We start from the raw sequence: 13,174 nt of genomic DNA on the forward strand, positions 1-13,174 counted from the left end.
TACGAGACTTTTTCAGACAGCACGACCTAAAACAGATTAATAATAAAAGAGGTGCACGCAGCATGGCTCCACGTCACTTGAATGCTTTTCACGGCTCCAAAGTCCGGCTCGCCGCCCCATGCCCGGAAGATTGCATGCGTCTGGCACGTTACACGGACAATTACGAATATTTGCGCAACCTGGATACAGATATAGCAGTTCCGCTAACCCCCGATGAGACAGGTTCTTCTGCTGTCCGAAGAGACAACGGGTTTGAATTTGCCCTGCGAACGCTGGAGGACAATCGATTTATTGGATTTACCGCCCTCTACCGGATTGAATGGAACAATCGATCGGCTCGCCTTGCTATTGGCATTGGTGAAGATAAGGATCGTGGGCAGGGATACGGGAGTGATGCCCTTGCCCTGATTATTCGCTATGGATTTCATGAACTGAATCTGAACCGGATCGCGCTGGAAGTGATCGAATACAACGAAGCCGCCAGACGCGCGTATGTGAAAGCCGGATTCCGGGAGGAAGGACGGCAGCGCTCCGCTGTATTACGGGATGGAACCCATTATGACCTGATCTCCATGAGCATTCTGGCTGAGGAATGGGCAGCTCAGACCGGACTTCCGTTGTCTTTTCAATCCACATCAACATCAGCGAAACAGAAATCCGACTACGCAGCGTCCACACTGCCTGTTGCTGCTTCCGACCAACCTCGTATTGGTGTAGGGGCCGTTATCCTGAACGAACGTAATGAAGTGCTTTTGGTATGGCGGAATCGTCAGCCGGAACAGTACACATGGAGTATTCCCGGGGGCAAAGTCGATCCTTACGAATCACTGGAAACGGCGGTCATCCGGGAGATCAAGGAAGAAGTGGATCTGGATATTACCATCGATCAATTACTCTGCACCGCTGAGACGATTCGTCCTGAACGAGAAGAGCACTGGATATCGGTCCTCTACTCGGCCCGGAATATCCGCGGCATCGCCCGGAACCTGGAAGAAGGCGGAGCGATTGGCGAGATCGGCTGGTTCCCGCTAGATGACCTGCCTTCTCCGCTCGCCTGTTTTGCCGTACCCGGCCTAGAAGCAGCCAAGCGACTTTATTTGGATTAAAATGGAGGTTATTCGTATGCATCAATCCGACGCAATTCAAGCATTATTCCAGGCAGCACAACACGGTGATGTGGCGAACCTGCAATCGCTTCTTGCTTCCTTCCCTGAGCTGGCCAACATCGAGAATGGAGATGGGCTCACCCCGTTGGGTTATGCCTCGCATTATGGACAAGCAGGTGCGGTGCATACTCTTCTGAATCATGGGGCTGATGTAAATGCCATTTCCCATTCTAGAATCGCCTTTATTCCTTCCAATACGGCACTGCATGCAGCGCTTGCAGGGGAGCGTTCTTCTGAAGTCATTCGTCTGTTGCTGGAACATGGAGCATCTTGCAGCATCCTTGACAGCGACGGACAGAATGCACTCCATTCCGCAGCATTTCATACGGATCAGGCTGAACTGATTCATCTGCTGCTTCAGCATGGTGCGGACCCGAATGCACTGAATTCAGCGGGTCAAACTGCGCTGGACATCGCAACCGAACGCGGCTACACTTCTACGGCATCATATCTTCGAGAAGCAGCTGCAACGAAACAGTAATCATTCGTAGCCATCGTGAGACACACCATGAATAACCGTCAGGACTCTTGTTGAATTACAATAAGACGGCCTGGCGGTTGTTTGCGATCTAATCCAAGGTATTGAACGAGAATTTGAGCAATGATCTACATATTTTTCTAAAAGCAAGAACCGATTGGCCCTTCACACGGTCTAATACGAAACAGAGCCATGAAAGGAGGCACCATGTGACCCCTACAGAGCTTACCGTTGCCGCACAAAAAGGGGATGCTGAGGCTTTTGCAGCCTTGATGGCAATGCATCAGAGCCGCCTGTATCGGATCGCTTATGCATACCTGCACAACGAAGGTGATGCCCTGGAAGCGATACAGGAGTCTACATACCGAGCATACCGCAAACTAAAAAAGCTAAAAGAGCCTTCCTACTTCGGCACCTGGCTCATTCGTATCCTGCTCAATTACTGTGCAGACGAGCGCAAACGAAAGAACCGTTACAGCCCCGTCACAGAGATGCACGAACCAAGCAGCTGGGATCGGCCCGAAGACACGGATCTCGCCGCTGCAGTATCTGCATTGGACCCGGATTGTAAGCAGATTATTATCCTGAGTTATTTCGAAGGATTCTCCCTCACCGAAACGGCGGATATTCTCGAAATCCCGGTTGGTACGGTCAAATCCCGACTGCACCGGGCACTTGGACAGCTTCGTAATCAACTGGAAATGAAAGGAGATACATGATCATGACCGATGAACAGAAGCCCTTTGAGGAACTGGAAAACCGTCTGCATGGACGTAAAACGGAATACGATATGATCCCCGTTCCGGATGCCGCTGTGCAGCAGTCTGTGAAGACCGGAATACGTCGTGCTGCCCGCAGGCGCAAATCCCGGGCACGCTGGTATATGAGCTCCATCTCGGCAGCAGCCATGATTCTGCTGTTTACCGGCTGCATCCGTGTCTCTCCCGCCTTCGCGTCCTTTGTGGAGCAGTGGCCTGTCATGGAAGGCATCGTCAGCATGATCCGCCAGGATAAAGGGTTACAGATGGCGGTTGATCAATCCCTATTGCAGAAGGTCGGCATTACCGACGAGCATGACGGTGTTTCCGTGACCGTGGACGGCATCATCACTGACGAGTCACGCATGGTCATTTTTTATACAATGAAGGGCATGAAGGATCCGGAGAAGGGTGAGTATGATATCGACTTGCTTGATGAGAATGGCAAGAATCTTCCTGTTGCATTTGGTTATTCTTCACCCAAACCCACCTCAGACGAGAATGTTTATGAGAATATGATTGATGTTGTTTTTACCGACGAGGCCACCCCTCCCGACGAGCTGAGTGTGGTGTTCAAAACCAGAGGTAAAGCGAATCCTGGAGAATGGAAGATCACTTTACCGGTAGACAAAAATTTAACCAAAGGCATGAAGAGAGTCCTGCCGGTGAATCAAACATTAACGGTAGATGGGCAGCGTATTGATGTCAAACAAGCTACGCTTTATCCCACTCGTCTCGTGCTTGATGTAACATTCGATCCCAAGAATACCAAGAAGGTATTTGGGCTCAGCGATCTTCAACTGGTCGATGAGCAAGGGCGTGCATGGAGAACGGACACAACGATGGGTGGCGATGACGAACGTTCCATTTACTTTGAGAGTATGTATTTCTCCATTCCGAAGAAGCTGACTTTGCAGGGGGCTGGTTTAGCAGCTCTTGATAAAGAAGAACTTAAAATAAGTGTTGATCTGGCAACAAACAAAATAGAAGGAGGACCACAGAACTTAAAACTCCTTGCTCATAACAAGGTTAAAGATAAGGATCTAGTAATACATTTCTCTATTACAAACTCTAAAGAGTCGTCATACGGACTCTCATTTACAAATATAGAGGATAGTACAGGTAAAGCTTTCAATCTCAAAGAAGCAGGTTGGAGCCCCTCAGGTGAACATGGAGATTCTGAAGCTTGGATTACCATCGAAAATGGCGCCTCCGCCAAAGGTAAACTAACTCTGGAGATATTCTCTTACCCTGTACAAGTACGCTCACCCTTCTCTCTCGAAATTCCATTAGACAACTAATTGCTAAAATAGCGGCTGGAATAAACAGAGATATTCTATATAATGGAAATCACCTAACAAAGAACAATGATGAACAGAAACGGAGGCGTAGACAATGAATACCCGTTCCATCCGTTACCCCCGGCCACTTGCTTCAGGAGACACCATTGGTATAGCCGCACCTTCTAGTGGTGTGGATGAATCCCTGCATCATTATCTAAATGAGAGCAAGCGCAATATGGAGCGGCTTGGTTTTCACGTTCAGGAAAGCCTCTCGCTGCGGCAAAATATCAAATGTGTAAGTTCATCCAAGGAAAATCGTGCTGATGAATTGAATGCCTTTTTCCGTGATCCGTCTATACAGGCCATTATCCCGCCGTGGGGCGGAGAGTTTCTGATGGATATTCTGCCTCTGCTGGATTGGGAAGCCCTTCGGACCTTGCCTCCCAAATGGGTCATGGGCTATTCGGACATCAGTACCTTTTTATTCGCCTATACCCTGCTCACGGGAACAGCTACAGCACATGGCACCAATTATGTGGATCTCAGAGCCACCGAGCTTGATCCTGTGACCGCCCGCTGGATTGATGTATTACAGACGGGGCAGGGAGGACAGCTTACGCAATCCTCTTCCACTCATTATCAATCGGCCTGGATACGGGAGTTACCCGGTTTCAATCTGGATACCCCTACTCGCTGGAAACTTCTCGGTCAACCGGATGATGAGAACACCTCGGTTACGTTCTCGGGACGACTGATTGGCGGCTGCATGGATACGATCACCTGCCTAATTGGCACTCCTTATGCCCCGGTTGCTTCGTATCTGGATCAGTACTGTGCAGATGAAGGAACCATCTGGTATTTGGAGAGCTGTGAGATGAACGCAGGGGATATTTATCGTCATCTGTGGCAGATGAGACAGGCCGGCTGGTTTGCGGGCGTGAAAGGATTTATGTTTGGGAGACCAGCGGGTTATTCGGATACCGGAGATTTCAACTTCACCGATGCCCTGTCCTCGGCACTGGGTGATCTGAATGTGCCTGTACTTTACGATGTCGATCTCGGTCACATCCCCCCACAGATTACTTTTGTAAATGGAGCACTGGGCAGCGTCGATTATCAGGCTGGATGCGGGGCACTTCAGATGTCATTTGTGTAATCACCTTTTGTAGGCACATGCATACCTTGAAGTAAGAACTTATTTCGAGGAAGGGTTGTGCACCATGTCTGAATCCACATCCACGCCGTCCGCACGCGTTGTCTACCAGGCCAATCAACCGATGCTCCAATCCGTGCAAAGTGTGCGGAATATGCTTCATCATACAGCCCGGCAATATGTGGGCCAGAAGGTACAGGTCCAAAATATCGATGGTCAGGTATGGGAAGGTGTCATCATCAGTGCAGATCGCGGAATTCTGTATCTTCAGGTTACGCCAATGCATGGGTACCCGGAGCCGCGCGCACTGTTTGGACCAACCATTCTGCCACTCGTGCTGTATGAGCTGCTGGTTATTACCCTGTTAATGTAGTCCATGCAATGTGCATCAGCGCAACATTCGAAGGCTTCGCTCCTGTATGTTCCCTCCGTGGGTTAGGGACGAAGCCTTTTTGGTGCTGCCAGTAAATTGTTCAAGTGATTGGAATAAACGGTATTCACTAGACTTGATGTGCTCGTGCGGTATGTTTCCGTGTTAACGTGTGAAATATGATACAATGGTGTCGGCCCCAGGCCTTATCTCATAAGAAACGGAGCATGATCCCGCTTGGAACACAACCCTCACGATCCTCTTCCCACGGTCCAGACCGAGAAGGAGATCCCGGAAAAGAATACAACTGAACAGTCCCGCGTGATTGCCATCTGCTTGTTGGCAGGCAAAATCATGCTGCAAAGCGGGGGTGAAACCTACCGTGTGGAAGACACAATGAAACGGATGGCTGCCGCCCTGGGACTCCCTCATTCACATAGCTATGTTGTACCGACAGGTATCTTTTTCTCGGTCGATGCCACCGAACCAGCCAAGCTGATTCGGATCTCCGAGCGCACCACAGATCTGGATAAGGTGTCCGAAGTGAACGCCGTCTCCCGCCGCATAGGCCAAGGGGAACTTTCCGTTCAGGAAGCCCATGATCTGCTGCTGCAGATTGAAGGTAAACCCTCTTCCTATTCTGCAAGGGTAAAGCTGCTTGCTGCGGCTCTTTCGAGCGGTTGTTTTACCATTATGTTCGGCGGAGGCTGGGACGACTTCCTGCCTGCTGTAATCTGTGGAGGGATCGGTTATGCAGCAGTCATTGTTTTCCACCGGCTTGTACGGGTTAAGTTTTTCGCAGAGCTGAGCGCTGCTTTTGTGATTGGTTTGCTCGCCTTCTTACTTGTTGCGATTGGAGCAGGACACGAACGCGACAAAATCATTATCGGATCGGTCATGCCGCTCGTACCAGGACTTCTGATTACCAATGCTGTGCGTGATCTGATGGCTGGACATCTGGTGTCCGGATTATCCAAGGGAGCGGAGGCGTTCCTGACTGCGTTTGCGATTGGTACAGGCATTGCGGTTGTATTTTCACTTTTTACGTAAGACGGAGGTATGCAGGATATGCTTCATTTTATAGAACAGGCTCTGACCAGCTTTGTCGCTTCGGCTGCGTTTGGCATTATATTTAATGCACCACGCCGCATGCTGCTTCATGGCGGCTTTGTCGGCATGATCGGCTGGATCATCTATGTCGTGCTTGAATACGCGGCGGATGCCGTTCCTGCGACACTTGCAGCTACCATTGCCGTCGGTGTTATCAGCCAGATGTTCTCCCGCCTGTTCCGGGCGCCAGTCATTATCTTCAGCGTCGCCGGTATCATTCCACTGGTCCCTGGCGGTCTCGCGTATAACGCCATGCGCAGCTTTGTACAAAATGACTATAGTGCGGCCATGGAGATGGCTGCCAAAGCACTAATGTTATCCGGAGCCATCGCTGTAGGACTCGTACTCTCGGAAGTTCTCAACCAGATGATACGCCGGATGCCTGGCGCCCTAAGGGCAAAATCATAATCGGTTTTGAATTACATCTTCACTATACAACAGACGGTAATAGAAAAGGCCCGTTATATCAGGGTTTAACCTGAACGTAACGGGCCTTATGACATGTAATGTTTTTTGGCTGATTGCTTAGGTACGAACGGATTATTTTACGAATGTGTTTTTCACCCGGACTGACTTCAGAAAATATGGAATGAAGATACAGCAGGTCAGTATCGATCTGATAGTTAAATTCCGTGCAGGTGTTGTCTCGAACGCGTTCAGCGCGCCTGGAATCTCCGTCTGACCAATCATGATCCATGTCCCGATGGCAGCGAGCACATTAGCCAAGTACAGCAGGATCATCATCCGCGGAAACTGCCTTTTTTTCATGTACAACAGAACCAAATTTACAATTACGATGATCAGAAGAATGACGTTACTTATGGCTCCGTACCATAGTAACGGGTTCATGACACGATAATACAGGCCCAGATCCGCTTCGCTGAACATTCCCCGATCGGCCGGATTCATAATAACAGAAACCTGGGACAGATCCACAACCAGAAGCAGCAGCGAAGCAATTAAGCTAATCTGGATTAGAATAAGCCAGCCGCCCAAGCCGGATATTCCAGGCAGCTCCGTCCTTGTTCCGGGTTCGGAAAACAATGATCTTGTATCGACATCGGTGTTACGTTCTTGATCTCCCATCTCATCCTCCCTCCAAACCGGTGAAGCGTACATTATACCTCATAATCCATATTTTGTGTTGTTAATCAGGAAAGAAAAGACACAAAGTTGGATCCATTCAGCTCTACCGACCTGTCCGGTTCATTACTGATGCAAACAAATCTGCCGCTGCTCCGCTGCCCGATCGCATATAATGTTCTGCATCGGTATAGTCAAATCCCATCCAGACAGCTGCAGTCCACTTACTTGTATAACCGACGAACCACAAATCCCGATTACCATCCCTGCTGATTCCAGGTACTGCTGCCTGTGTCGTTCCTGTCTTTCCAGCCACGTTGTAATGGCTCAGCTGGGCACGGCTGCCCGTTCCCTGGCTAACCACATTTTGCAGCATCTTGGTCATTGCACGAGCTGTATTGGATGTGATCACCTGCTTATTTTCGGGTCGGTATGCGTAAATGATTCGTCCGTTTGCGTCCCTGATTTCTCGAATTAGATGTGCGGTATTGAATCTGCCATCATTGGCAAATACGGAATAGGCCTGGGCCATTTTCAGCGGGGATACTCCTGTATGTACGCCTCCCAATGCAATGGAGAGGTTGAAATCTTCCTGATCCAGTTCAATCCCTAATCGGCTTGCAAACTCATGTGCCTGTTTCAGCCCGATCTGATCTAGCAGCCATACCGCCGGTGCATTAATGGACTTCTGGAGTGCAAATGACATCGTGACAGACCCTCTATACTGCCCTCCCAGATTGCTTGGTCGATAGCTGCCATAGGATAAGCGTTTGTCAGGCAACATGCTGTCCGGCTTGAACTGCCCGGATTCCAGAGCCGGACCGTACGCAATAATCGGCTTAAATGCCGAACCAGGCTGCCTCGCGTCCGTGATTGCCCGGTTGATGCCACCTGTTACAGGGTCACGTCCACCCATCATTGCTTTCACTTCACCATTATGCTGATCAACAATAACCATACTTGCCTGCACTTGTTCATCTTCCCGATCATCGCTAAACCGTGAGGGGTCACGGAATGCTTCCTCCATGGCAAGCTGTGCCTGTCTGTCGAGTCCGGTGTGAATGGTCCATCCAGCGGATTGAATGTCTGTTTCACGTTTGCCTGTGAGACGAACCGCTTCCAACATCACTGCATCCACCGCAGAAATATAATCCGGCATAGGTTGATCTGCAGCAGACCCAGCTGCTGCTTCAGGTGGCGTGTAGTCCACGCGGCGCGCTTCCTGCATCTGTTCTTTGGTAATCAGACCTTGTTCGTGCATTAAAGTAAGGATAACGGAACGCCTTTGCTTGGATCGCTCATCATCATCCACCGGATTATATATGGAAGGTCCCTTGGGAATTGCCGCCAAAGTAGCGATCTGCCATAGCTCAAGCTCACGTAGGTCTTCAATGCCGAAGTAACGCCGAGCGGCGGCTTTCACTCCATACTGCTGGCGTCCCATATAAATATGATTCAGATACATTTCCAGCAGCTCATCCTTGTTAAATCTCTTCTCCAGTGAAATGGCTATCGACATTTCGTTCACCTTGCGCACCAGCGTTTTCTCTCCGTTCAAGTACAGGTTTCGGGCCAACTGCTGCGTAATGGAGCTTCCTCCCTGACTCCAATCCATATGTACGAAATCTTGCACAATAGCCCGGCTAATGCCGATATAATCGATCCCTTCATGCTGATAAAAGCGGCGGTCTTCCGTAGCCAAAAAAGCCTGTATCAACAGCTCCGGCATGTCTCCGAGATCCGCATATTCTGCGAATCCGCTCGACTGCGTGCGGAATCTGGCAATTTCAGCTCCAGCCGAATCGGTAATAACGGTTGAAGAGGCTTTGGTTATAGCCTCCGGATGATTGCGCACCATAGCTTCGCCGTATGTAACCATATAGAGACAACCCATCAGTAACAAAACAACAACGACTACCGCTGCATCAAAAAAATGATAAATTCCCTTCTTTATTTTATTTCTCAATACGCTGCTCCTTGCCTTCCTGCTCTTCCGAGAAGGCATGTTCGTGTGAATCCAGGTGAACAGACTCAAGCGCATGCTTTAACAGCAATGTCTGTTCATACGCAAGCCTAACCCAATGCTCTCTCTCGGCTTCGTCCCGGCAGTGTCCTTTCAATACCTCCTCCAGTGCAGAACGAACCCCATACAACGTCAGTTTGATCGGCAAATCGGCTTGCGCGGAAACCCGCTGCAATCCATCTCTTTTCATATTTTCATTAGAATGCTTATCGAGACTTGGAGTAGTATGACCAGACAGTGACACGAAACCTTCACGCCCATTCAACTGCTCCTTATGCATGCGAAGCCCAATTTCATTCAGATCGGCTGCGATCTGCCGGAGCTCGCCTCCATTCAACACCTCAATTGGAGCAGGGATCTGCCCCGCAGCCATCTCCTGGGTTCCCAAGGTAATACGGTTCATATCATCTGAAATCTTCTGGGATCGAATCCAGAAGAACAAAACAAATAAGGCTCCTCCGATGAATATCAAGAAGGGCCTTATCCCGACATGGTTGATTCCCCAGTGGACAAGACGAGTCATCCATGTGGCTTCAGACAAGATGTGATGATAAGCGAAACGTGACATGCGATAAACGACAAACAGGAGCATGGCGCTAAGCAGCGCACTTGCTCCACAAATGTATATGTATCTTAATCTGACTGTACGTAATGAACCTCTCATATTCGGTCTCCTCCTCCATTATACAGTTCCTTATGTGGATTGAGGTTAAGTTTACCGAATACTTCTTAATAAAGAAGTAGTTAACTTCTTATCATTTTCTTAACATGCGCTGCTTCTGTTACCTTTACCGTTCCTTCGGATCACGATGAACAGAGGCAGGAGCCAGCGGGAAACGGGTCACAAAATCCGTTCTGCCGTTCTCACTGAATGCGGCGATGCGGCCATGGTGCAACTCAATCATGGATTTAGCAATTGCCAGACCAAGTCCTGTTCCTCCCGTGTCACGCGAGCGGGATTTGTCGACCCGGTAGAACCTTTCGAACAAGCGGGGCAGATCCTGGGCAGGGATAGCTTCCCCGTAATTACTGATGCGGACCACTGCTTCTCCCTCATCATGGGATAATGCAATCTCAACAACTTTCCCCTGTGCTCCATACCGGATTGCATTACTGAACAGATTCTCGTAGGCCCGGACAAGCTCTCCGGGAGCGGCCATAATCCAGATCGGCTCCTGACCACCAGTGATTTTGTACGTCATGCCCGCTTCTTCCAGCATTGGCGCAAACTCCTCGGCCAGCTGCATCAGGAACGGATTCAGATTGAGAGGTATCAGAGATAAGGGAAGGCTTCCTCCGCTAACACGCGTATATTCAAATAAATCGTCAATCAGTTTCCTTAATGTTAATGATTTCTCATAAGCAATGCTGACATAATAACGCATTTCGATCTCGTCCTGGTACCGATCCTTCTCAATGTACTCCAGGAAACCAAGAATGGAGGTCAGCGGCGTTCTGAGATCATGAGAGATACCTGTGATCAAGTCATTCTTGGCTGCTACCGCACTTCGTTCTTCCTGCAGCGACTGCTGCAACTGCTCGGCCATTTGATTGATACTGGCAGCAACGACGCCGAATTCATCCGATGTCTTCACCTCGATCCGGTGTGACAACTCTCCTTTGGCTACCTCCTGGATGCCGGCAGTAATTTCGTCCAGAACCAGCATCACTCTGCGCGTGAACAGGAAAAAGAACAGCACAAAAGCTAGCACGCCGATTATAATCATCAGCGGAGCAGAACCAATGTGGTTGATCAGCCACCTGACTCCCCTGGCCGGAATGGAGTAATTGGGATAATCCTGGGCTGCCAACATGGATTGCACAACTTTGCTGCCGCCAAACAAAATAGCCGCCGTCAAAATCCCACTCAGCAGAAAGGCATAGATAAATTTCCACCGGACCGTATTAATTAGTTTTGAATTCATCTTCAAGACTCCCTGCTCATGTGCTTCCACCGCCAAGCAACGTAACGATATGATCATGCATCCTGTTACGGTTTAATCATTTTGTAGCCGACACCCCACACGGTTTGAATAAACTTTGGATGTTTGCTGTCGACTTCAATTTTCTCACGAATCTTCCGGATATGCACCATCACCGTATTATTCGATTCCATAAATTCTTCTTTCCATACCTGTCTGTAAATTTGCTCCATGCTTAATACTGAGCCTTGATGACGTGCGAGCAGTTCCAGCACGGCAAATTCACGGGGAGTCAGACGAACGGGCTGCTCATCCACCCATACCTCATGCGTATCGGTATTGATGACCAGATCATCAATGACCCACTCATGCTCCTTTTGTTCCCGTGCTTCATTAAACGTATAATACCTGCGAAGCTGGGACTTGGCCCGGGCGACCAGTTCAAGGGGATTAAACGGCTTGGTCACATAATCATCCGCACCAATGCTCAGTCCCGTTATCTTGTCGATATCCATGCTTTTGGCGGAGAGCATGATGATGGGCATCTTCTGCTCCTCCCTGATCTTCATGCATGCTTCGATTCCGTCCATATTCGGCATCATGACATCCAGAATAATCAGATCGATCTGCTCTTTCTTCAATTGTTCCAGCGCCTCGATGCCGTCACTTGCCGTTAAAACCCTGTACCCTTCATTGCCAAAATAAATTTCCATCAGTTTAATAATTTCCTGCTCGTCATCCACAAGCAGAATGGTAGCTGGCTGTGCCACGGCATTATTCCTTTCGATTCCATGAATCATTGATTCTTCAAATTATACCACCGGGGAATGAATCTGCGAAAATCATCATGATCTTCCCGGACACGCTCAATCTTGTCCATCATGTCATTCGTCTCTTCCGGCATCACCTGCTGGATCCATACCACAGAAGATACCAGCGCCATTGCTGTGTATAAAGAGTATAATCTCCAGAACTGCTCATCAGGCTCGTTACCGCCAAAATAACCCTGGATCTGTCCAATGGAATATGGAATGCTCGTCTCAGATGCAAACAAGCCCAACTTCAAAAATTCGTGAACCGGATCGCCTTGGTCAAAACGATTGAAATCAATAACTCCTGCAAGCTTATCCTCCTTGATGACAAGGTTGCCCGGATGAAAGTCATCATGCTGGAATCCATCCGGCCGATGTTTCATCCAGTCCAGATGTTGTTCAATAAATGCAAGAATGTTCTGATCACGATTCATTTGGACGAGGCACTGTCTGTACCTCTCCATATAACGCTGATGCTTCTTACTCTTGCGTATGTACCACGACTCCGCTAGTCCCTCCACCTTGAGACGATGAATTTTCCGCAGTTCTGCACCTGCTTCCATGCCTATGTCCCACTGGCTCTGTTGGTCCATTCGAGGAAGAACCCTCGCTGCTTCTTCACCCTCGATATAGGCAAGCAGCATATAACCATTCTCTTCATCCAGTCGTCCCAGGCTTATTGGTAATGGGCAACGGACCCCCAGTTCCTGCAAGGCTGTCATGCATTGATATTCGTTCCTTTTCATTGGTTCCTGAGACAAGTGAAAAGTGCACAGCAAAAAATATCCCTGATCCGGGACAAAGACCTTCCATTTCAGATCCGATGAATATCCTCTCAACAAGGGCTCAATCTCTGTAGCCTGACGCAGTTGAGGAATGTTCTGAAGCATGTCTTTTAACGCCTGATATATAAGATATCGTTTCAACCCCTGGTCCTCCGCTGTTAACGTATAAGTAGTATCGTCCGTCTACTGATCCTTTAACCTTTTGCAGCACCGGACTCGTCAAGCTTCTAT

The 13,174-nt window shown here is 49.1% G+C and carries 14 protein-coding genes and 1 pseudogene; 9 read left to right on the forward strand and 6 right to left on the reverse strand.

Going from position 1 to position 13,174, the window contains the following annotated elements; genetic code table 11:
• Positions 1-62: 62 nt before the first annotated feature.
• The 9 genes and pseudogenes from ABGV42_RS13675 to ABGV42_RS13715 form a co-directional block, all read left to right on the forward strand.
• A pseudogene (locus tag ABGV42_RS13675) lies at positions 63-554 on the forward strand (GNAT family N-acetyltransferase); the annotation flags it as partial.
• Between the two features lie 153 nt (positions 555-707).
• Complete coding sequence (locus tag ABGV42_RS13680; protein WP_347383232.1) at positions 708-1,106, forward strand: NUDIX domain-containing protein; 399 nt, start codon at positions 708-710, stop codon at positions 1,104-1,106.
• Positions 1,107-1,122: 16 nt separating this feature from the next.
• On the forward strand, positions 1,123-1,647 hold the full coding sequence (locus tag ABGV42_RS13685) for an ankyrin repeat domain-containing protein (RefSeq protein ID WP_347382130.1): 525 nt from the start codon (positions 1,123-1,125) through the stop codon (positions 1,645-1,647).
• Between the two features lie 206 nt (positions 1,648-1,853).
• The gene (locus ABGV42_RS13690) at positions 1,854-2,363 is read left to right on the forward strand and encodes a sigma-70 family RNA polymerase sigma factor (RefSeq protein WP_347382131.1); all 510 of its coding nucleotides are present in this window, start codon (positions 1,854-1,856) and stop codon (positions 2,361-2,363) included.
• 2 nt (positions 2,364-2,365) lie between these two features.
• Positions 2,366-3,703: a DUF4179 domain-containing protein gene (locus tag ABGV42_RS13695; RefSeq protein WP_347382132.1), complete on the forward strand. Its 1,338-nt coding sequence runs from the start codon at positions 2,366-2,368 to the stop codon at positions 3,701-3,703.
• A gap of 94 nt (positions 3,704-3,797) precedes the next feature.
• Positions 3,798-4,841 carry a S66 family peptidase gene (locus tag ABGV42_RS13700; protein ID WP_347382133.1) on the forward strand — a complete coding sequence of 348 codons (1,044 nt, stop codon included), beginning with the start codon at positions 3,798-3,800 and terminating at the stop codon, positions 4,839-4,841.
• A gap of 64 nt (positions 4,842-4,905) precedes the next feature.
• Positions 4,906-5,211: a hypothetical protein gene (locus tag ABGV42_RS13705; RefSeq protein ID WP_095289295.1), complete on the forward strand. Its 306-nt coding sequence runs from the start codon at positions 4,906-4,908 to the stop codon at positions 5,209-5,211.
• A 285-nt stretch (positions 5,212-5,496) separates the two neighbouring features.
• On the forward strand, positions 5,497-6,258 hold the full coding sequence (locus ABGV42_RS13710) for a threonine/serine exporter family protein (protein WP_347383233.1): 762 nt from the start codon (positions 5,497-5,499) through the stop codon (positions 6,256-6,258).
• A gap of 18 nt (positions 6,259-6,276) precedes the next feature.
• Positions 6,277-6,726, forward strand: coding sequence for a threonine/serine exporter family protein (locus ABGV42_RS13715; protein ID WP_347382134.1), 450 nt, complete (start codon positions 6,277-6,279; stop codon positions 6,724-6,726).
• A 132-nt stretch (positions 6,727-6,858) separates the two neighbouring features.
• On the opposite strand, the gene ABGV42_RS13720 is transcribed toward ABGV42_RS13715, so the two are convergent.
• From ABGV42_RS13720 to ABGV42_RS13745, 6 genes are all read right to left on the reverse strand, one after another.
• Positions 6,859-7,404 carry a DUF2569 domain-containing protein gene (locus tag ABGV42_RS13720; protein WP_347382135.1) on the reverse strand — a complete coding sequence of 182 codons (546 nt, stop codon included), beginning with the start codon at positions 7,402-7,404 and terminating at the stop codon, positions 6,859-6,861.
• A gap of 103 nt (positions 7,405-7,507) precedes the next feature.
• Positions 7,508-9,367 (reverse strand): transglycosylase domain-containing protein, encoded by a 1,860-nt coding sequence (locus tag ABGV42_RS13725; protein WP_347382136.1) that lies wholly within the window; start codon positions 9,365-9,367, stop codon positions 7,508-7,510.
• Positions 9,357-10,088 carry a HAMP domain-containing protein gene (locus tag ABGV42_RS13730; protein ID WP_347382137.1) on the reverse strand — a complete coding sequence of 244 codons (732 nt, stop codon included), beginning with the start codon at positions 10,086-10,088 and terminating at the stop codon, positions 9,357-9,359. The genes ABGV42_RS13725 and ABGV42_RS13730 overlap by 11 nt, the downstream gene beginning before the upstream one ends.
• 124 nt (positions 10,089-10,212) lie before the next feature.
• The gene (locus ABGV42_RS13735) at positions 10,213-11,349 is read right to left on the reverse strand and encodes a sensor histidine kinase (RefSeq protein WP_347382138.1); all 1,137 of its coding nucleotides are present in this window, start codon (positions 11,347-11,349) and stop codon (positions 10,213-10,215) included.
• A 65-nt stretch (positions 11,350-11,414) separates the two neighbouring features.
• On the reverse strand, positions 11,415-12,146 hold the full coding sequence (locus tag ABGV42_RS13740) for a response regulator transcription factor (protein ID WP_347382139.1): 732 nt from the start codon (positions 12,144-12,146) through the stop codon (positions 11,415-11,417).
• Complete coding sequence (locus ABGV42_RS13745; protein WP_347382140.1) at positions 12,143-13,084, reverse strand: aminoglycoside phosphotransferase family protein; 942 nt, start codon at positions 13,082-13,084, stop codon at positions 12,143-12,145. The genes ABGV42_RS13740 and ABGV42_RS13745 overlap by 4 nt, the downstream gene beginning before the upstream one ends.
• Between the last annotated feature and the right edge of the window lie 90 nt (positions 13,085-13,174).

It is taken from the genome of Paenibacillus pabuli, from assembly GCF_039831995.1.
In the GTDB taxonomy this organism is placed as follows: domain Bacteria; phylum Bacillota; class Bacilli; order Paenibacillales; family Paenibacillaceae; genus Paenibacillus; species Paenibacillus pabuli_C.